17 protein-coding genes and 1 tRNA gene are annotated in these 18,676 nt (G+C 72.5%); 15 read left to right on the top strand and 3 right to left on the bottom strand.

Features of this window, described 5'->3' with window-relative positions; all coding sequences use genetic code 11:
- Positions 1–86 precede the first annotated feature (86 nt).
- Complete coding sequence (locus tag OG514_RS07760) at positions 87–1,598, top strand: choice-of-anchor A family protein (RefSeq protein WP_266892236.1); 1,512 nt, start codon at positions 87–89, stop codon at positions 1,596–1,598.
- On the opposite strand, the gene OG514_RS07755 is transcribed toward OG514_RS07760, so the two are convergent.
- Positions 1,567–2,052: a heme-degrading domain-containing protein gene (locus OG514_RS07755; RefSeq protein ID WP_266892234.1), complete on the bottom strand. Its 486-nt coding sequence runs from the start codon at positions 2,050–2,052 to the stop codon at positions 1,567–1,569. The genes OG514_RS07760 and OG514_RS07755 overlap by 32 nt on opposite strands.
- A complete protein-coding gene (locus tag OG514_RS07750; RefSeq protein ID WP_266900780.1) occupies positions 2,049–3,170 on the bottom strand; it encodes a Gfo/Idh/MocA family oxidoreductase in 1,122 nt (373 codons plus the stop codon). The genes OG514_RS07755 and OG514_RS07750 overlap by 4 nt, the downstream gene beginning before the upstream one ends.
- A gap of 98 nt (positions 3,171–3,268) precedes the next feature.
- Between OG514_RS07750 and OG514_RS07745 the strand changes: the two genes are divergently transcribed.
- The 13 genes from OG514_RS07745 (at position 3,269) to OG514_RS07685 (ending at position 16,105) form a co-directional block, all read left to right on the top strand.
- Complete coding sequence (locus OG514_RS07745; protein WP_266900779.1) at positions 3,269–4,345, top strand: ROK family transcriptional regulator; 1,077 nt, start codon at positions 3,269–3,271, stop codon at positions 4,343–4,345.
- A gap of 156 nt (positions 4,346–4,501) precedes the next feature.
- Positions 4,502–5,488 carry a hypothetical protein gene (locus tag OG514_RS07740; protein WP_266892232.1) on the top strand — a complete coding sequence of 329 codons (987 nt, stop codon included), beginning with the start codon at positions 4,502–4,504 and terminating at the stop codon, positions 5,486–5,488.
- 50 nt (positions 5,489–5,538) lie between these two features.
- The gene (locus OG514_RS07735) at positions 5,539–6,306 is read left to right on the top strand and encodes a GntR family transcriptional regulator (RefSeq protein WP_073914458.1); all 768 of its coding nucleotides are present in this window, start codon (positions 5,539–5,541) and stop codon (positions 6,304–6,306) included.
- Positions 6,307–6,467: 161 nt separating this feature from the next.
- Entirely contained in the window at positions 6,468–7,604 is a 1,137-nt protein-coding gene (locus OG514_RS07730; protein WP_266892224.1) for a TIGR03364 family FAD-dependent oxidoreductase, read from the top strand.
- Positions 7,601–8,296 carry a phosphonatase-like hydrolase gene (locus OG514_RS07725; RefSeq protein WP_266892222.1) on the top strand — a complete coding sequence of 232 codons (696 nt, stop codon included), beginning with the start codon at positions 7,601–7,603 and terminating at the stop codon, positions 8,294–8,296. The genes OG514_RS07730 and OG514_RS07725 overlap by 4 nt, the downstream gene beginning before the upstream one ends.
- Positions 8,293–9,354 carry an ABC transporter ATP-binding protein gene (locus OG514_RS07720; RefSeq protein WP_266892220.1) on the top strand — a complete coding sequence of 354 codons (1,062 nt, stop codon included), beginning with the start codon at positions 8,293–8,295 and terminating at the stop codon, positions 9,352–9,354. The genes OG514_RS07725 and OG514_RS07720 overlap by 4 nt, the downstream gene beginning before the upstream one ends.
- On the top strand, positions 9,347–10,237 hold the full coding sequence (locus tag OG514_RS07715) for a 2-aminoethylphosphonate ABC transporter permease subunit (protein WP_266892218.1): 891 nt from the start codon (positions 9,347–9,349) through the stop codon (positions 10,235–10,237). Before OG514_RS07720 ends, OG514_RS07715 begins: the two co-directional genes overlap by 8 nt.
- Entirely contained in the window at positions 10,224–11,021 is a 798-nt protein-coding gene (locus OG514_RS07710) for an ABC transporter permease (protein ID WP_266892216.1), read from the top strand. Before OG514_RS07715 ends, OG514_RS07710 begins: the two co-directional genes overlap by 14 nt.
- Before the next feature lie 82 nt (positions 11,022–11,103).
- Positions 11,104–12,162: a 2-aminoethylphosphonate ABC transporter substrate-binding protein gene (locus tag OG514_RS07705; RefSeq protein ID WP_266892214.1), complete on the top strand. Its 1,059-nt coding sequence runs from the start codon at positions 11,104–11,106 to the stop codon at positions 12,160–12,162.
- Positions 12,163–12,315: 153 nt separating this feature from the next.
- Positions 12,316–13,851 (top strand): alkaline phosphatase family protein, encoded by a 1,536-nt coding sequence (locus tag OG514_RS07700; RefSeq protein ID WP_266892212.1) that lies wholly within the window; start codon positions 12,316–12,318, stop codon positions 13,849–13,851.
- Between the two features lie 79 nt (positions 13,852–13,930).
- The gene (locus OG514_RS07695) at positions 13,931–14,710 is read left to right on the top strand and encodes an HAD-IIA family hydrolase (protein WP_266892210.1); all 780 of its coding nucleotides are present in this window, start codon (positions 13,931–13,933) and stop codon (positions 14,708–14,710) included.
- A 73-nt stretch (positions 14,711–14,783) separates the two neighbouring features.
- Positions 14,784–15,434 carry a PT domain-containing protein gene (locus tag OG514_RS07690; RefSeq protein ID WP_266892208.1) on the top strand — a complete coding sequence of 217 codons (651 nt, stop codon included), beginning with the start codon at positions 14,784–14,786 and terminating at the stop codon, positions 15,432–15,434.
- On the top strand, positions 15,431–16,105 hold the full coding sequence (locus OG514_RS07685) for a class F sortase (protein WP_266892206.1): 675 nt from the start codon (positions 15,431–15,433) through the stop codon (positions 16,103–16,105). The genes OG514_RS07690 and OG514_RS07685 overlap by 4 nt, the downstream gene beginning before the upstream one ends.
- A 930-nt stretch (positions 16,106–17,035) precedes the next feature.
- Here the strand turns inward: OG514_RS07685 and OG514_RS07680 are convergent.
- Positions 17,036–17,109, bottom strand: a tRNA-Lys gene (locus OG514_RS07680).
- A gap of 184 nt (positions 17,110–17,293) precedes the next feature.
- On the opposite strand from OG514_RS07680, the gene OG514_RS07675 reads away from it, so the two are divergent.
- Entirely contained in the window at positions 17,294–18,655 is a 1,362-nt protein-coding gene (locus OG514_RS07675) for a peptidoglycan-binding protein (RefSeq protein ID WP_266892204.1), read from the top strand.
- Positions 18,656–18,676 lie beyond the last annotated feature (21 nt).

Raw genomic sequence — 18,676 nt, 5'->3', positions numbered from 1 at the left:
CACCGCTCGCCCCTTTTCTCCGGGAAAACGGCGGCGCCCCGCGTGGGGCGTCGCCATTTTCATACCCTTTTTGCATATTGCCGGATATGAGACTCACTCCGCACGAGCGACGACGTGACCGGCGCCGTCTCGCCGTCATCGCCGCCTCCACGATCGCGGCGACCGCCCTGATCGGCGCGCTGGCCGTCAACGGCTGGGCCGACCCGCTGCCGGGCGGCCTCGGCCCCTGCCTGCCGGGGAAGTGCCCCACGGGCCCCTACCCCGACATCGGCAGCGGCGAGGTCACGTACCGCGACAACAACATCAACGTCTACGTCGGCGGCGACATGCTCGTCCGCGAGGCCGCCGCCGAGGCCGAGGGCAAGGTCGTCGTCCTCGGCGGCTTCGACATGAACAAGCGCGCCGGCGGCTCCAGCGTCTACAACGTCGGCGTCGCGGGCGTCGGCTCGCGCGTCCCGCCGGACAACGGCACCGACTTCCTCACCGTCGGCAAGGACCTGAAGGTCGCCACCGGCCAGCGCCTGCTCGCCGAGGAGGGATCGGTCAGGGGCGTCGTACGGTACGGCGGCGCGCTCTCCGGCACGGTGGCGCCCGCTCCGGTGCACGACGCGGCGGCCGCCGACCCGTATACCGCCCTCCGCGGTCAGCTCACCGACGCGAGCCAGTGCTACGCGTACGTGAACGGCGCCTCCCGCACCCCCACGGGCACCGCCAAGAACAACGGCACCGAGACGGTCTTCACGGGTGACGGCACGTCGAAGCTCCAGGTCTTCAACGTCGACTTCGACCTGGAGTCCACGCGCGGCGGGCAGCAGGGCATCCGCTTCGACAAGATCCCGGCGAACGCGACCGTCCTCGTCAACATCCTCGGCGCCGACCGCACCGTCGACACGTACATCAACCAGCTGCCGGACGGGCTGCGCGAGCGGGTCCTGTGGAACTTCCCCGACGCCACCACCGTCACGTTCGAGGGCACGGCCCAGTTCGCGGGCAGTGTGCTCATCGGTAACCAGGCCAGCACGACGACCGTCACCATGCCGGGCATGAACGGCCGTTTCTTCACCACCGGAAACCTGACGCACGCCTCGGAGACCAGCGGCGGCGGTGGCCAGGAGATCCACGCCTACCCGTTCAACGGCGACCTGCCCGGCTGTACGACCCCCACGCCGACCCCGACCCCGACGCCCACGGATCCGACGCCGACCCCGACGGACCCGACGCCCAATCCGACGGATCCGACGCCGACCCCGACGGATCCGACGCCGACTCCGACTCCGACCAGGCCGACGCCCACTCCCACCGACCACACGACCGGCGGCTGGTCGAACGGTGGATCGTCGAACGGTGGATCGTCGAACGGCGGCTCGTCGAACGGCGGCTCGTCGAACGGCGGCGGTGACGGCGGCCACGGCGACGACAGCGGCGGCAACGGCGGCAACGGGAACTCCGGCGGCGGCCACCACGGCCCCGACGGCGAGCTCCCCGACACCGGTTCGGGCACCGGGCAGATCATCATGGGCGCCACCGCCGTCGGTCTCGCCCTCGGCGGCGGCGCGCTCGTGATCGTCAGCCGGCGTCGTCGGCGCCGGACGAACTGAGCAGGCGCTCCAGCGCCTCGACGACCATGGCGTGGTCCTCGGCCTGCGGCAGCCCCGAGACCGTGACCGAGCCGATCACGCCCACGCCCTCGACCGCGACCGGGAACGCGCCGCCGTGCGCCGCGTACCGGTCGGGGTCGAGGCGCGAGGACGCCTCGAAGGTCGTCCCCTTGGCACGGAACCGGGCACCGACCAGGAACGAGCTCACGCCGTACCGCTCGACGACCCGTCGCTTGCGGTCGATCCAGGCGTCGTTGTCCGCGCTCGACCCCGGCAGCGCGCAGTGGAAGAGCTGCTGCGGCCCGCGCCGGATGTCGATCGCCACCGGGGCCCGGCGCTCGCGCGCCATGCCGACGAGCAGGGTCCCGAGCGTCCAGGCGTCCTCGTACGTGAAGCGGGGGAGGACGAGGCGTGCTTCCTGGGCCTCCAGCTCAAGGACCTCCTGGCCGCTCACAGCGTCACCGTGATTCCCTCGCGGGCGGACTTCCTCGCCGCCTCCAGGACGTCGAGCGCGGCCGCGGCCTCGTGCGCCGTCACCGGGTTCTCGCCCGTGCCGCGCAGGGCGGCGGCGACGGCCGCGTAGTACGCCGGGTAGTCGCCCGGCAGCGACTCGACCGGGGTTCCGCCGCCGGTCAGCGGCGACTCGCCGGCGCCGAGCCGGCCCCACAGCTCCTTCGGTTCCACGCCCCACACCGCGCCCGGCACGGGCCGCAGTCCCTCGCGCAGGTCGGCCTCCTGCGGGTCGAGGCCGTACTTCACGAAGCCCGCACGCTGCCCGAGCACCCGGAAGCGGGGGCCGAGCTGGGCGGTGGTGGCGCTGACGTACAGGTGCGAGCGGACGCCGTTCGCGTGGGTGAGCGCGAGGAAGGTGTCGTCGTCGGCCTCGGCGCCCGGCCGGCGCACGTCCGACTCGGCGTACACCGAGACCACCGGGCCGAAGAGGACGAGCGCCTGGTCGACGACGTGGCTGCCGAGGTCGTAGAGGAGCCCGCCGATCTCCGTGGGCGCGCCTGACTCCCGCCAGCCGCCCTTGGGTAGCGGACGCCAGCGCTCGAAGCGGGACTCGAAGCGCTGGACCTCGCCGAGCTCGTCCTCGTCGAGGAGCCGGCGCAGGGTGCGGAAGTCGTTGTCCCAGCGGCGGTTCTGGAAGACGGAGAGCAGCAGGCCCCGCTCCTCGGCGAGGGCGGCGAGGGCGCGGGCCTCGGCGGCGGTCCCGGCCAGCGGCTTGTCGACGACGACCGGGAGGCCGGCCTCCAGGGCGGCCGTGGCGATCGCGACGTGCGTCTTGTTGGGGGAGGCGACGACGATCAGGTCGAGCTCGTCCGCAGCCCCGTCCTCCCACAGCTCCTCGGGGGTGGCGACGATCCGGATGCCGGGGTGGGCGGCGCGGGCCTCGGCGGCCCGCTCGGGGTTGCCGGTGGTGACCGCGGCGAGGACGAGGTCCTCGGAGGCGGCGATCAGCGGGGCGTGGAAGACGGAGCCCGCGAGGCCGTAGCCGACGAGTCCGACGCGGAGGGGGGTGCGGGGGGAGGTGCCCGTCGGGCCGGGGCCGGTGACGCCCGTGCCGGTCATGTCGGTGCCAGTCATGTATCTCACTTAAGCAACGGTGTTGCCAAAGTGCAAGCGACAGCGACAATGGGCAGGTGAAGACGGACCTGGGTGGAGTGAACATGCCGGACGGTGGAGTGAGCGGGTCGGCGCGCGGAGTGAACGTGCCGGCGCTGCGCAGCCACAACGCCGCGCTGGTGCTCGACCTGCTGCGTACGGCCGGGGAGGACGGCATCAGCCGTCTGGAGCTCGCCGAGCGGACCGGGCTCACCCCGCAGGCCGTCAGCAAGATCACCGCGCGGCTCCGGACCGAGGGCCTTGCGGCGGAGGCCGGCCACCGCGCCTCGACCGGCGGCAAGCCGCGCACGGTCCTGCGGCTCGTCCCCACCGCCGGGTACGCGGTCGGCGTCCACCTCGACCGCGACGAGCTGACCCTCCTCCTCGCCGACCTCGCGGGCACCGCCGTCGCCCTGCGTCGGTGCGCGCTGGACCTGGGGGCGGGGGCGGGGCCGGTCCTGGACGCGGTCACGGAGGAGGTGCGGGACCTCGTGGCCGAGGCGCCCGGCGCGGTCCTCGGCGCCGGGCTCGCGATGCCCGGACCGCTCGACCACCGCGCGGGCGTGCCGGGGCGGGTGACGGGATTCCCCGAGTGGGACGGCCATCCCGTCCGCGAGGAGCTGACCCGGCGCCTCGGACTGCCCGTCGTCCTCGACAAGGACACCAACGCCGCCGCCCTCGGCCTCGCCGTCCGCCCCGCCGCCCCCGGTTCCTTCGCGTACGTCCACCTCGGTACGGGTCTGGGCGCGGGCCTCGTCCTCGGCGGGGCGCCGCTACGGGGCGACAGGACGGGCGCGGGCGAACTCGGCCATCAGACCGTCCAGCTCGACGGGCCCCCGTGCGGCTGCGGCGGGCGCGGCTGCCTGGAGGTCCTGTGCCTGGCGGCGGTCGCGCGCGGCGACCTGGCCGAGGCGGCGCGCATCCTCGGCGAGGGCGCGGCCAACCTCGTACGCCTCCTGGACATCGACCAGGTCCTGCTCGGCGGCCGGGTGGTGCTCGCCGCGCCGGAGGTGTTCGCGACAGGGGTGCGGGAGGTCCTGGCCGGGCTCGGCCTGACGGCCCCGGTGGGGGTGGCGGGGGAGCGGGACGCGGTGGCGGACGGGGCCGCGTGGCTGATCCTCGCCCCGATCTTCGGGAAGTAGGCAGAGAGGTAAAGCGGTACGTACGACAGTAGGCCGATCGGGCGGATCGGCCGGGCCGTCCGGGGGCGGACACGGTGTCGCTGCCCGGTCGTCGCCCCTGCGGCATGGCAGCGTCGCGGCCGATCCGTACGTCCGCGAACAGCAAAGGCCCGGCCCATGGCATCCGCCCCCCTGCGACCGCGCAGCGCCCGCGCCCTGACCACGGCGGCCGCGCTGGCGGCCACCGCGACGGCCCACCTGGCCCTGGCGTCCCCCGCCCTGACCGCGCAGGCCCCCTCGGCGCCCTCCACGACGGCCCCCGCCCCGGCGCAGGCCGCTCCCGACATTCCCGCCCCCGATCCCCCCGCGCCCACCTGCGGCACCCCGGCCGGCTCGACCTTCCCCCTCGACACCTGGATCCACGGCGGCCCGGTGGACTATCCCGCAGGCGGCAGCCTCCAGGAGTGGAAGCTCGATCTCACCAACACCACGGACGCCACCTGTTCGGGCATCCACCCCGTGCTGGTCCTCACCGACGAGCGGGGGGTGCTGCGGCCGGAACAGATCCGGTTCGAGTTCTACGACGCCGGGGCCGCGCGCTGGCGTCCCGTGACCTTCGAGGCGACCGAACGGGCCGAGAAGGTCGGCGTGTTCACCGGACCCGAAGGCTCCGAGAGCTCCGGCGGCTCCGAGGGCCCGGACGGCTTCGACGGCTTCATGGTGCCCGCGGGCCGGACCCTCACCATCCCCGTACGGCTCGGCTTCCGCGCGGAGACCGCCCCCGACGAGGTCGTCGTGAACGCCGCGGTCGTCCAGCGCCGGGGCGCCGACGGCGACTGGGTCGGCGAGTCCGGCGACTACCGCCTGACCGTGAGTTCCGCCGCACCGGACCGCTCCATCGGAACCGACGAGCCCGCACCTGACACATCCGCCACGTCCGGCCCGGTCGCCCCCTCGCGACCCCCCGGGGCCACGCCCCGGCCGCCCGGCTCCACCGCCGCGGACCCGGGGGACCTCGTACTCGCCGGCCCGGACCGCGAACTCGCCGACACGGGAAGGGAGTCGGAGGACCACGCCAAGCTCCTGGTGCCCCTCGCCGCCGCGCTCGTCCTCCTCGGCGCCGTCCTCGTCCGCGCCGCCCGCCGCCGTCCCCGGCACCGCTGAGTCATGGTGCGTACACCTTCCCGTTCATCCCCGTCTGCGACCATCCCCCGGTGAACTACCAGAACGCCCCCGGCACCCCCGGCGCGCCCGTCAACTCCGGCATCCCGGAGCACGGCCGCGTGCCCAAGTACTACGCCGTCAAGGCGAAACTCGCCCTGATGGTCGACGAGTTGGGGGAGGGCGGGCTGCTGCCCACCGAGCGCGACCTCGCCGTCCGGTACGAGGTGTCCCGCGAGACCGTCCGGCAGGCGCTGCGCGAACTCCTCCTGGAGGGGCGGCTGCGCCGCCAGGGCCGGGGCACGGTCGTCGCGGGCCCCAAGCTCGAACAGCCGCTCTCGCTCGCGAGCTACACGGAGGGCGTCCGTCGGCAGGGCCTCCGCCCCGGCCGCAGCCTCATCTCGCTCGACCGGTTCCCCTGCCCGGAGGCGCTCGCCCCCGAGGTCGGCGCCGAACGCGGCGAGCCCGTCTGGCACATGGAGCGGGTGCTGCTCGCCGACGACGAGCGGGTCGGCCTGGAGAGCACGTACGTCTCCGAGGCCCGCGCCCCGCACCTGGACACCGAGTTCGACCCGGACTCCTCCTTCTACTCCTACCTCCACGACCGCCTCGGCATCTCCTTCGGTGACGCCGACGAACGCATCGAGACGGTGCTCGCGACCCCCCGTGAGGCCCTCCTCATCGGCACCCCGCCGGCGCTCCCGATGCTGCTGCTCCACCGCGTGTCCCGGGACACCGCCGGGCGGCCCCTGGAGCGGGTCCGCACCCTCTACCGCGGCGACCGCTTCAGCTTCACCGCCCACCTGGGGCAGCGGGGCTGATCGGGGGCCGAGCGGCGGGCCAAACGCCGAAAAACATCACAACCCACCCACCCTGCAGGTCACGAGAAGGTAACGGGTCTGGTCCAAGCTTGTCGGTCCGTTCACCGTCCCGTCGCCCACCGGCCCCGTCCGGGACACCCGCCCCCACGACCGTCGACGGCATGAAGGTGATCGTCGTAGGAGCCGGCGTGGTGGGAACCATGCACGCCTGGCACGCAGTGGAACGCGGCCATGAGGTCGTACACATCGAGCGCGAGGCCGAGGCGCGCGGGGCATCCCTCCGCAACTTCGGCCAGATCTGGGTGAGCGGACGGGCAGGCGGGGAGGAGCTCGACACCGCCCTGCGCGCCCGGGAACTCTGGGAGGGCATCGGGGCCCGGGTCCCCGGCCTGGGCTTCCGGGCCGTCGGCTCCCTCACCCCCGTACGGAACGAGCTGGAACTCGCCGTCGCCGAGGCCGCCGTGGCCCGACCCGACGCCGCCGCCCGCGGCTACAAGCTGCTGACGGCCACCGAGGCCCTCGCGGTCAACCCCGCCCTGCGCGGCGCCTTCGCGAACGGAGGGGCCGAGGCGGCGCTCTGGTGCGAGCGGGACGCCGCCGTCGAGCCCCGCCTCGCGCAACTCGCCCTCCGCGAGGCCCTCCTGGCCACCGGGAAGTACACCTTCCTGCCGAACCGCGAGGTCCGTGACGTCGTCGGAGAGAATGCCGTCCGCGACGACCACGGCGACATCCACAGCGGCGACGCCGTCGTCCTGTGCACCGGCGCCGCGCTCTCCGGCCTCGTCCGCGAGGTCGCCGGCGAGATACCCGTCCGCCGGGTCCGCCTCCAGATGATGCAGACCGAGCCCCTCGGCGAGCCGCTCACCACCTCCGTCGCCGACGCCGACTCCTTCCGCTACTACCCGGCCTACGCCTCCGGGGCCCTGGACGCCCTCCAGGCCGGTCAGCCGCAGGACCCGACCGCCGCCGCCCACAAGATGCAGCTGCTCATGGTGCAGCGCCTCGACGGCGGACTGACCATCGGCGACACCCACGAGTACGAGCACCCCTTCGCCTTCGACACCCTCGAAGACCCCTACGAGCACCTCACCCGCGTCGTCGAGTCCTTCCTCGGCCGCCCGCTGCCGAAGATCAAGCGCCGCTGGGCCGGGGTGTACGCGCAGTGCGTCGACACCAGCCGGGTCGTCCACCGTCAGCGGGTCCGCGACGGCGTGTGGCTGGTGACCGGGCCCGGCGGCCGCGGCATGACCTGCTCGCCCGCCATCGCCGAGACCACCGCGAACGAACTGGGCTGGTGAACACCGTGACCGAGAACCCCAAGCACCACCTCGTCGTACTGGACATGGCCGGCACCACCGTCGCCGACGGCGGCCTCGTCGAGCAGGCCTTCACCGCCGCCGCCGAGCGCCTCGGCGAAGACCCGGCCACGATGATCGACTACGTCCGCGCCACCATGGGCGAGTCCAAGATCTCCGTCTTCCGCCACCTCTTCGGCGGCGACGAGACCCGCGCCCAGCAGGCCAACCTCGCCTTCGAGGCGGCGTACGGAGAGCTGGTCTCCGGCGGACGGATCGCCCCGATCCCCGGCGCGGCCGAGGCGATCGCCGAGCTGAAGGACCAGGGCCGGACGGTGGTCCTCACCACCGGATTCGCCCGGGTCACCCAGGACGCCATCCTCGACGCGCTCGGCTGGCGGCACCTGGTCGAGCTGACCCTCTGCCCGGCGGACGCCGGCGGCCGGGGGCGCCCGTACCCGGACATGGTCCTCGCGGCCCTCCTCCGTACGGGAGCCGTGGACGACGTCCGACAGCTCGTGGTCGCGGGCGACACCTCGTACGACATGCTCAGCGGGGTCCGCTCGGGCGCCGGGATCGTCGCGGGCGTCCTGACGGGCGCGCACGACGAGGCGGCGCTCAAGGAACACGGCGCGACGCACGTCCTCGCCTCGGTCGCCGAACTCCCCGCGTTGATCAGGGAGTCGGAGGCATGACCAGCGGCATCCGCTTCGACGCCGTGTCCGTCGCCTACGGCGGCACCACCGTCCTCGACCGGCTCGACCTCACCGTCGAGCCCGGCGAGGTCATGGCCCTCCTCGGGCCCTCCGGCTCCGGCAAGACCACCGCGCTGCGGGCCGTCGCCGGGTTCGTACGGCCGGCCTCCGGGCGGGTGCTCATCGGCGGCCGCGACGTCACCGGCCTCCCGCCGTACAAGCGGGGGATCGGGATGGTCGTCCAGCAATACGCCCTCTTCCCGCACCTGAGGGTCGAGGCCAACGTCGCTTTCGGCCTGAAGGCACAGAAGGCACCGAAGAGCGAGATCCCCGGCCGGGTCGCCGAAGCCCTGGAGATGACCGGCATGGCGGCCTACGCCCACCGGTACCCCCGGGAGCTCTCCGGCGGCCAGCAGCAGCGCGTCGCCATCGCCCGCGCGCTCGCGATCCGGCCCAGGGTCCTCCTCCTCGACGAGCCGCTCTCCGCGCTCGACGCACAGCTGCGCTCCGGGATGCTGGCCGAACTGGCCCGCCTCCACCGCGAGTTGCCCGACGTGTCGATCCTGTACGTCACCCACGACCAGGTCGAGGCACTGACCCTCGCGGACCGGATCGCCGTCATGGACAAGGCCCGGCTCCAGGACTGCGGCACCCCGCAGGACCTGTACCGCAGGCCCCGCACGGAGTTCACGGCCTCGTTCGTCGGCAACGCGAACCTGCTGCCGGTGACGGTCGGCACGGACGGCGTCGTCTTCGACGGGACCGAGCTGAAGGTCGCCGCGGACGGCCCACCCGGTCCGGTCCTCGGCGCGGGCGCCACCCTCTGCGTACGGCCGCACCTGGTCGGCCTCGGGGACGGGCCGAACGCGCTGCGGGGCCGTATCAGCGAAGTCCAGTGGCGGGGCTCCACGCACCGGTTGTACGTGGAGGTGGGCGGGCACCGGGTGAAGGCGGACGTACGGGAGCTCCGGGAGACGCCGCGGCTCGGGGCCGAGGTCACCCTGCACTTCGCCCCGGAGGACGCCGTCCTGCTCGGGGCGGGGGTGTCCGATGGGTAGCCCCGCGGGCGGCCTCAAGGAACGGCCACCGGCCACCGGCGTCGTGCCCACCCGCTCCACGGAAGGTGTGCCCACGACGAGGCGGACAACCCCCGTCTGGGTCTGGGCCCTCCCTCCCGTCGCCGTCCTCGCGCTCGTCTTCCTCTACCCCCTCGCCCTCGTCGTCCAGGAGTCCCTGGCCCCCGGCGCCTACGGCGACGTCTTCGCCTCCGCGTCCTTCCGGGATGCCCTCGTCACCACCGTGTGGCTCGCCGTCGCCGCCACCGTCGGATGTCTCGCCCTCGGCTTCGTCCTCGCGGTCGTGATCGCGTTCGTGCCGTTCCCCGGCGGGAAGGCGGTGTCGAAGTTCATCGACGTCTTCCTCTCCTTCCCGTCCTTCCTGATCACCCTCGCCCTGCTGTTCCTCTACGGCACGGTCGGCCTGGCCAACGGCGTCTGGACGGACGTCACCGGGGACCCCTCGGGCCCCTTCCGGTTCCTGGCCACCCCGTGGGGCGTCCTCCTCGCCGAGATCACGTACTTCACCCCGTTCGTGATGCGGCCGCTGCTCGCCGCCTTCTCGCAGATGGAGACGGCCCAGCTGGAGGTGGCCTCCTCGCTCGGCGCCCGGCCGCTGCGGATCGTCCGGCAGGTGATCCTGCCCGAGGCGCTGCCCGCGCTGGCCGCCGGCGGAAGCCTCGTCCTCGTCATGTGCCTCAACGAGTTCGGGATCGTCCTCTTCACCGGCGCCAAGGGCGTCACGACCCTCCCGATGCTCGTCTACAGCAAGGCGATCCTCGAATCCGACTACGCCGCCGCCTGCGTCGTCGCCGTCGTCAACGTCGCGCTCTCCGTGGGCCTCTACGTCCTCTACCGGGGGGTGAGCCGCCGTGCTGGTGCATAGCCGTACGGGCAGGTGGACGGCCTGGGTCACGTTCGCCGTACTCTTCGTCCCGCTCTTCGCCCTCCCCCTCCTCGTCATCGTCGCCGCCTCGTTCGCCACGAACTGGTCCGGCGCCTTCCCCTCCGGGCCGACCACCGAGCACTACGCGGCGGCCGTCCGCGGCGAGTCCCTCCAAGCCCTCACCACCAGCCTGGTCACCGCCGTCACCGCGAGCCTGATCGCCCTGACCGTCGGCACCTGGGCCGCGCTCGCCGGGGCCGCCCTCGGCAGGAAGGGCAAGAGGATCCTCGACGCCCTGTTCATGCTGCCGGTCGCCGTGCCGTCCGTGGTCGTCGGCCTCGCCGTCCTCGTCGCGTTCTCGCAACCGCCGGTACTCCTCAACGGCACCCGCTGGATCGTGATCCTCGCGCACACCGTGCTCGTCACGGCGTTCGCCCACCAGTCGGTCTCGGCCGCGATCCAGCGGCTCGACCCGATGTACGAGCAGGCGGCGGCCAGCCTCGGCGCCCGCCCCGCGTACGTACTCCTGCGAGTGAAGCTGCCGCTCCTGCTGCCGTCCCTGAACGCGGCCGCAGGGCTCTGCTTCGCCCTGTCCATGGGTGAGCTGAGCGCCACGATGATGCTCTACCCGCCGGACTGGCTGCCGCTTCCGGTGCTCATCTTCACGGCCACCGACCGCGGCTCCCTCTTCACCGGCTCGGCGCTCGCCGTCGTCCTCATGGCCACGACGCTGCTCGCCCTGCTCGCCGTCTCCCGCATCCGTACCAAGGCTTCCTTCCGCTAGATCCGCCCTCCTCCGACCGCCCTCCTCCGACCTTCCTCCCCGAGCTTCCTTCCGCTCAAGATCTTCAGGAGAAAACGACGTTATGCGTACGTACGCCAAGCCGATCGCCGCCGTCACCGGCTCCCTCGTCCTCGCAGCGGGCCTCACCGCCTGCGGTGGATCCTCCGCCGCCTCCGACGAGAAGATCGTCACCGTCTACAGCGCCGACGGCCTCAAGGGCGAGGCGGGCGACGGCTGGTACGACAAGGTCTTCGCCGACTTCGAGAAGAAGACCGGCATCAAGGTCAAGTACGTCGAGGGCGGCTCCGGGGAGATGGTGCAGCGCGCCCTCCGCGAGAAGAGCAACACCCAGGCGGACGTCATCGTGACCCTGCCGCCCTTCATCCAGCAGGCCGGCTCCAAGGGCCTGCTCCAGGCCTACACCCCGCAGGGCGCCGACCAGGTCAGCGGCGGCGACAAGGCGAGCGACGGCACCTGGACCTCCGTCGTCAACAACTACTTCGGCTTCATCCACAACAAGAAGGAGCTGCCGGCCGCCCCGAAGACCTGGGAGGAGCTGCTGGACGGCAAGTTCAAGAACAAGCTCCAGTACTCCACCCCCGGCGTCGCGGGCGACGGCACCGCCGTCCTCATCAAGGCGATGCACGACTTCGGCGGCCAGGAGCCGGCCCTGGAGTACCTGAAGAAGCTCCAGGCCAACAACGTCGGCCCGTCCTCCTCCACCTCCAAGCTCGCCCCCAAGGTGGACAAGGGCGAACTCCTCGTCGCCAACGGCGATGTGCAGATGAACTTCGCCCAGTCCAAGGCCATGCCGAACCTCGGAATCTGGTTCCCGGCCCAGGGCGCCGGCAAGCCCACCACCTTCGCCCTGCCCTACGCGGCGGGCCTGGTGAACAAGGCCCCGCACACCGAGAACGGCAAGAAGCTCCTCGACTTCATGCTGAGCGAGGGCGCCCAGCGCGAGGTCAGTGCGATCGGCGGCGGCTTCCCGGCCCGCAAGGACGTCAAGGCCACCGACGCCAACGCCATCGAACTGGCCAAGCTGATGGAAGGCGTCGAGATCTTCGAGCCGGACTGGGCCGACGTCGACAAGAACCTCAAGACGTACGTCGACGCATGGAAGTCGGCGACCGGCAGCTGACAAGTCGCCTCTGCGCACCAAGAGTTCACCGTACGACCCTGGAAGGCACCCGCTGATTGCGGAAAGATAACGGGTACGGACCAACGCCCCTGAGAAATCAGGGGCGTTGCCATGCCCAGACACCTTCCACGGACTTCCACGGAGGACTCCGACATGCCGATCTCCGGCATCTCCCGCCGCACCGTGCTCGCCGCCGCCGGTGCCACCGCGGCCGTCGCCGCCACCGGACTCGCCACCGCCCCCGCCGCCCAGGCGGCCTCGCCCACGCTCCCCAACGGCACCAGCAAGGACAAGGTGCTCGTCGTCGGCATGGACGGCCTGCGCCACGACCGGATCGACGCGGCCAAGGCCCCGAACCTCAAGTCCCTGATGGCGAACGGCACCTTCGGCCGCTCCCTGCTCTACGCCAACCCGATGGCCGCGACCTCCTCGGGCCCCGGCTGGTCCACGATCTCCACCGGCGTCTGGCCCGACAAGCACGGCGTCAGGGACAACACCTTCACCGGAAAGAACTACGGGCAGTACCCCGGCTTCCTGGCCCGTCTGCACCAGGTCCGCCCCGAGCTCTCGCTCTTCGCCGCCGTCGACTGGCCCGAGCTCGACACCCACGGCACCGTCACCCCCGGCGCCGACGCCAAGCTCGTCCACGACAACGACTACGCCGTCAACGACCTCGTGATCACCGACATCACCGAGGACGTCCTGCGAAACCAGAACCCCGACGTCCTCTTCGTCTACTTCGGCGAGACCGACGAGATCGGCCACAACCACGGCGCCGCCAGCCCCAAGTACACCGACGCCATCGACGTCCAGGACGGCTACCTCGGCCGGCTGCTCACCGCGATCAAGGCCCGCCCCGCGTACGCCACCGAGCGCTGGACGGTCATCGTCACCACCGACCACGGCCACACCGACGGCGGCGGCCACGGCGGCTCCTCCATCGAGGAGCGGCGCACCTTCGTCCTCGCCCAGGGCCCCGGCATCGCCGCCGGCGCCCGCCCCATCGACACCCGGCTCGTCGACGTCGCCGCCACCGTCTTCCACCAGCTCGGCATCACCCCCGCCGCCTCCTGGGGCCTCGACGGCAAGCCGCTCCAGCAGCGCTCCACCGACCCCTTCGACAGCCTCTACGGCTCGCTGACCGGCCGCGTCGACGAGACCGGCATCCCCGCCGGGGTCCTCGGCTTCACCCACAGCGCGCCCAGCGGCTGGTCCGTCATCAACAACGCCATGGGCACCGGCGGCATGACCGAGTGGCGCGGCTGGTCCTTCGCCACCGACGAGTTCTGGTCCCGCTCCCAGCGCGACCAGTCCCGCGAGCTCAACGTCCGCGCCCGGGGCGTGTTCGCCGTCGCCGACTCCGACGAGTGGGCCGACAAGGCGTTCTCGGGGACGTACGACTCGACCCTGGTCACCCCGGCGTACGGCGTCGCGGGCGCGACCCGGGTCACCCTGGACTACACGACCTTCTACCGCCAGGAGGGCAGCCAGACCGCGCAGGTCCAGGCCGTCTTCAACGGAGGCACCCCGACCGTCGTGAAGAGCCACACCGCCGACGTGATCTCCCAGCCCCAGTCGCTCACGGTCGCCGTCCCGGCCGGCGCGTCCAGCGTGAGCTTCCGCTTCCGCTACACCGGTTCCAACAACTGGTACTGGGTGATCGACGGGGTCAAGGTCACGACCTCTTGATTAGGCTGGGGGCGTCGCCACAGCGCTGTCGCGGCGCCCCCAGTACACCGCACGTTTGTACGGCAGGAGTCCCGCACCCATGGCAGAGCGCAAGCCGATCGAATCCTGGCTGACCGACATGGACGGCGTCCTCATCCACGAGGGCGTGCCGATCCCCGGCGCCGACGCGTTCATCAGGAAGCTGCGGGAGACCGGGAAGCCCTTCCTGGTGCTCACCAACAACTCGATCTACACGGCTCGTGACCTGCACGCCCGCCTCGCCCGGATGGGCCTCGAAGTCCCCGTCGAGAACATCTGGACCTCGGCCCTCGCCACCGCCAAGTTCCTCGACGACCAGCGCCCCGGCGGCACCGCGTACGTCATCGGCGAGGCGGGCCTGACCACCGCGCTGCACGACATCGGCTACGTCCTCACCGACCACGACCCGGACTACGTGGTGCTCGGCGAGACCCGTACGTACTCCTTCGAGGCGATGACGAAGGCCGTACGCCTCATCAACGCCGGCGCCCGCTTCATCTGCACCAACCCCGACGAGACCGGCCCCTCCCTCGAAGGTCCGCTCCCGGCCACCGGCTCCGTGGCCGCGCTCATCACGAAGGCCACCGGCAAGGACCCGTACTTCGCGGGCAAGCCGAACCCGCTCATGATGCGCACCGGCCTGAACGCCATCGGCGCCCACTCGGAGACGAGCGCCATGATCGGCGACCGGATGGACACGGACATCCTGGCGGGCCTGGAGGCGGGCATGCAGACCTTCCTGGTGCTGACCGGACTGACGTCGGAGGCGGAGATCGACCGCTTCCCGTTCCGCCCGTCCAAGATCGTCAAGTCGATCGCGGACATCGTCGACCGCGTGTAGGGGTGTCGTTCGCCGCCCCTGCGGATGCGGAAAGCCCCGATCCGGGTGACCCTGCCAGTATCAGGAGGTCACGATGCGTTCAGGTTCCATTGCTCTCCGTGCCGCAGGGGCGGCCCTGGTACTCGTACTGGCACCCACGGCCGGTAGCGCGTACGCCGACGACGGGGTGAAGGCCACCGTCACCCCGTCCACCGCCTCGCCCGGCGCCGACGTCGACGTCCGCGTCCAGGGTTGCAAGGGCACGAGGGGGACCGCGAAGTCCGAGGCGTTCGTCGCCGACGCGGAACTCACCGGCCGGGACGGCGGGGGCGCCCCGCTGTTCGGCGACACCACGATCAAGACCCGTCTCGCGAACGGCACGTACAAGGTCAGCGTGACCTGCGACGGCCGCGACCACCGGGGCGTCGGCACCGTGCGCGTCCAGCACCAGAAGCCGACGCACGAGCCGACGCATGAGCCGACCCACAAGCCGACGCATGAGCCGACGCGCGAGCCGACCCACCACCCGAGCCCGATCGCGCCGGTCCGCGCCGGCGGTGGCGGCACCGCCGCCTTCGCCGCCCCGGCCGCCCCGGGCGTCGCCCAGACGACCAGCGAGAGCGGCCTCGGCACCCCGTACACCCTGCTCGGCCTCGGCCTGGCGGCCATCGCCGCCGTCGCGGTCGCCTTTCGCAGCTCCCGCCGCCGCGGTACGGACACGGGCTCGGGGTCGGGTACGGAATGACGGCGCCGTCCGGCTCCCGCCCGGCGGGCACCGGGCGACTCGTCACGGGTGTGGCCTGGGCGTTGCTGCTGCTCGGGCTCTGGCTCTGGGGCCGCGAGGTCACCGAGGGCCCCGGCGGCAGCTCGGCGCCGACCACTGGCGACATCGCCGCGGTCGGCCGCCCGCTCGGTGTCGCGCTGCCCCCGGCCAGGGACCCGCTCGCACCCGTCGAACCCCGGCGGGTGGAGATCCCCTCCCTCGGCATCACCGCGCCCGTGGTGGCGCGCGGCCTGGACGGCACGGGCGCGATCGACCCGCCGCCCTACGAGATGCCCCACACGGTCGGCTGGTTCGGCTCCGGCACCCGGCCGGGCGCCGCGGGCCCGGCCCTGCTCGTCGGCCACGTCGACACCGACACCCGCCCGGCGGTCTTCTACGGCCTGAGCGCGGCCCGCCCCGGCGCCAAGGTCCGCGTCACCCGTACGGACGGATCGGTCGCCGAATTCACGGTCGACGACGTCCAGGTCTACCCCCGGGAAGACTTCGACGCGCGCAAGGTGTACGGCGCGAGGGATCCCCACCGGGCGGAACTCCGCCTGATCACCTGCGGCGGCACGTTCGACCGCAAGTCCAACGCCTACACGGCCAACGTGGTCGTCTCGGCCTACCTGACAGCGGCAACCGGCCCGTAAGGCCCCCACCGCCCCGACTCTTGCCCGGTCACGCGCACCGACTCCGCCGCCCCGTCTCCCACCGGTAGCGGGCATCGGCTCGGCCGCCCCGTCTCCCACCTCCGCCCCGCCGCGCCGTGGCCCTTGTTCCACCGGGCCGGCGCCCACCCGCCTCCCGTTGTGGGCAACTGTTCCGCTGGGGCGGAACGGGTGGGCACAACGGAACGGCGCCCCTTGCCGGGCCCAGGCTCCTTGCGTCCTGACCCGCACCCCGTGTGCACCGTGCTTGGTGGTGCGGGTCCAGGTACAAGGGGCGGAGGCGCCGCCAGAGCGCGTCGTCCCGTGTGCCCACCCGTCCCGCCCTGGGGGTCCCCCCGGACGGAGTCTGGGGGAGGGACGATCGCCCACACGGCGGCGGGGGCGCGGGCGTGGCCCCGCAAGGGCGAGGGGTGGCGGACCTGGGCCCGCACCGCGGGTGGGCGCGGCCCGCGCGGCAGGGCGGCGGACCTGGCCCCGGTCGGCGGTGTGCGTCCCGCGGTCACCGCCGACCGGGCCGGTCCTCGACCGCAGGGCGCGCAGGCGCGGGAGGGGCCCGGTGCCACCGCGGGAGGTCGAGGTTCCGGACACTGTAGAGGCCCTGCCGCGCCCGGCCCAGAGGGCTGTCGTGTCACGATGCTCACGACCGCCCCGCACATGCCCGAGGGGCCCGCACGCCCGCACGTCCGGAGAGCACCGCGCACCGCGCACGGCACACGCTCCCGACCGAGCCGCCGACCCGGCCGCACCGGGGACCCGTTGGCGGCGGAGTGCAGGGGCGGCCCGAGGGCGGGGGGAGTGGTTCGACCCGTACGCTCGGGAACTCGGCCGCAACGCACGGTAGTTCACGCACCGAAGCCGGTCGGAGAACGACCAAGACCCCCTCACCATCGGTGAGGGGGTCTTGACTCTGCGTGCGCCGCCAGGGACTCGAACCCCGGACCCGCTGATTAAGAGTCAGCTGCTCTAACCAACTGAGCTAGCGGCGCCTGCTGACAGAGAGAACTCTACCCGACGTGCGGGTGTGCTCCTGACCAATAACGGTCGCCTCCGGCCTGTCGGATGGTCGCATCAGGCCTTCGATCCGTCAAAATGCGATTTGTCCAGACAGTTGAGACACTGACGCCCGAATCCAAGGGTCAAAAGATCTTGACGAGTGTGGAGGGGAATCGCATGAGCGTGCCGGTCTTCGAGGAGTTCGAACCCGCGGCCGACTGCGGCTGCCCGGGGTGCGCCCGGCAGCGGCGTGACCTCGCGCTTGGCCTGCCGGTCCGGGCGGGCGGCCACCCGGCGGCGCACGGTGCCCGCCGCGCCCTGGTCCTGGTGACGGCGGCGGGCGTCGTCCTGGGCGGCGGCGGAGGAGCGGTGGCGACGACCCTGCCCCCGCCGACGGTCCCGTTCACCCCGGCGGACCCGGCGGAGTCCGCGTGGGCCTCCGACCCCGGCCCCGACACCCCGCAGGGCGGGCGCGAGCCGCTGCACGGCACGCCGGGCCCCGGGTCGCAGCCGGCCCCGGACTCGACTCCGACGACCGGTCAGATCTCGACCGGCACCCTGCGGCAGACGAACCGGGCCGAGATCATCAACCGCGCCAAGCTGTGGGTGACCGCCCAGGTCCCGTACTCCATGGAGAAGTACTGGTCGGACGGCTACCGCCAGGACTGCTCCGGTTACATCTCGATGGCCTGGAACCTCCGCAGCAACGAGTGGACCGGCAGCCTCGACCGCTTCGCCGAGCGCATCGACCGCACCGAGCTGCAGCCCGGCGACATCCTGCTCTTCCACAACCCGGCCAACCCGACGCGCGGCTCGCACGTCACGATCTTCGGCGGCTGGACCGACTACACCCACACCTCCTACGTCGCGTACGAGCAGACCAAGCCGCGCACGCGGAAGCAGCCGACGCCGTTGGCGTACTGGGAGAACTCCGACCGGTACGTGGCCTACCGCTACAAGGGCGTGGTCAGCGGCGAAGGCACCACCGGCAGCGGGGCGACGCCCACGGCGACGCCGTACCCGGGCGTGGCGATGTTCGGCCCCGGCGCGAACAACGCGTACGTCACCCAGCTCGGCCGGCTCCTCGTCGACCGCGGCGGCAAGCAGTACTACAGCAAGGGACCCGGCCCCAAGTGGGGTGAGGCGGACCGGCGCGCGACCCAGGCCTTCCAGCTCGCGCAGGGCTGGAAGGGCAAGGAGGCGGACGGCCTGCCCGGGCCGGACACGTGGAAGCTCCTCGTCTCCGGCAAGGGCAGGAGCATCGGCGGTTCGAGTGGTTCGAGCGGGTCGAGTTCGAATGCGACGGGGTTTCCCGGGCGTGGCTCCTTCCGTCCGGGCCAATCCAACGCATATGTGGAGAAGCTGGGCAAACAACTGGTGAAGCGGGGCTTCGGCAAGCACTACCTGTCGGGACCCGGTCCGCGCTGGACGGAGGCGGACCGCCGCAACGTCGAGGCGTTCCAGCGGGCACAGGGCTGGCGCGGCGCAGCGGCCGACGGCTACCCGGGCCCGGAGACCTGGCGGCGCTTGTTCCGATGACCCCGAGAGCATGAGGTGGAC

It is taken from the genome of Streptomyces sp. NBC_00572, assembly GCF_026341815.1.
In the GTDB taxonomy this organism is placed as follows: Bacteria; Actinomycetota; Actinomycetes; order Streptomycetales; family Streptomycetaceae; genus Streptomyces.
Note: the sequence above shows the minus strand (reverse complement) of the source record. Positions and strands in the feature narration are given on the sequence as shown.

Coding starts and splice junctions, on each gene's coding strand:
- OG514_RS07760 (WP_266892236.1), top strand. CDS start 87: ATGAGACTCACTCCGCACGAGCGACGACGTGACCGGCGCCGTCTCGCC.
- OG514_RS07750 (WP_266900780.1), bottom strand. CDS start 3,170: ATGACCGGCACGGGCGTCACCGGCCCCGGCCCGACGGGCACCTCCCCC.
- OG514_RS07745 (WP_266900779.1), top strand. CDS start 3,269: ATGCCGGACGGTGGAGTGAGCGGGTCGGCGCGCGGAGTGAACGTGCCG.
- OG514_RS07740 (WP_266892232.1), top strand. CDS start 4,502: ATGGCATCCGCCCCCCTGCGACCGCGCAGCGCCCGCGCCCTGACCACG.
- OG514_RS07730 (WP_266892224.1), top strand. CDS start 6,468: ATGAAGGTGATCGTCGTAGGAGCCGGCGTGGTGGGAACCATGCACGCC.
- OG514_RS07720 (WP_266892220.1), top strand. CDS start 8,293: ATGACCAGCGGCATCCGCTTCGACGCCGTGTCCGTCGCCTACGGCGGC.
- OG514_RS07715 (WP_266892218.1), top strand. CDS start 9,347: ATGGGTAGCCCCGCGGGCGGCCTCAAGGAACGGCCACCGGCCACCGGC.
- OG514_RS07705 (WP_266892214.1), top strand. CDS start 11,104: ATGCGTACGTACGCCAAGCCGATCGCCGCCGTCACCGGCTCCCTCGTC.
- OG514_RS07700 (WP_266892212.1), top strand. CDS start 12,316: ATGCCGATCTCCGGCATCTCCCGCCGCACCGTGCTCGCCGCCGCCGGT.
- OG514_RS07695 (WP_266892210.1), top strand. CDS start 13,931: ATGGCAGAGCGCAAGCCGATCGAATCCTGGCTGACCGACATGGACGGC.
- OG514_RS07690 (WP_266892208.1), top strand. CDS start 14,784: ATGCGTTCAGGTTCCATTGCTCTCCGTGCCGCAGGGGCGGCCCTGGTA.
- OG514_RS07685 (WP_266892206.1), top strand. CDS start 15,431: ATGACGGCGCCGTCCGGCTCCCGCCCGGCGGGCACCGGGCGACTCGTC.
- OG514_RS07675 (WP_266892204.1), top strand. CDS start 17,294: ATGAGCGTGCCGGTCTTCGAGGAGTTCGAACCCGCGGCCGACTGCGGC.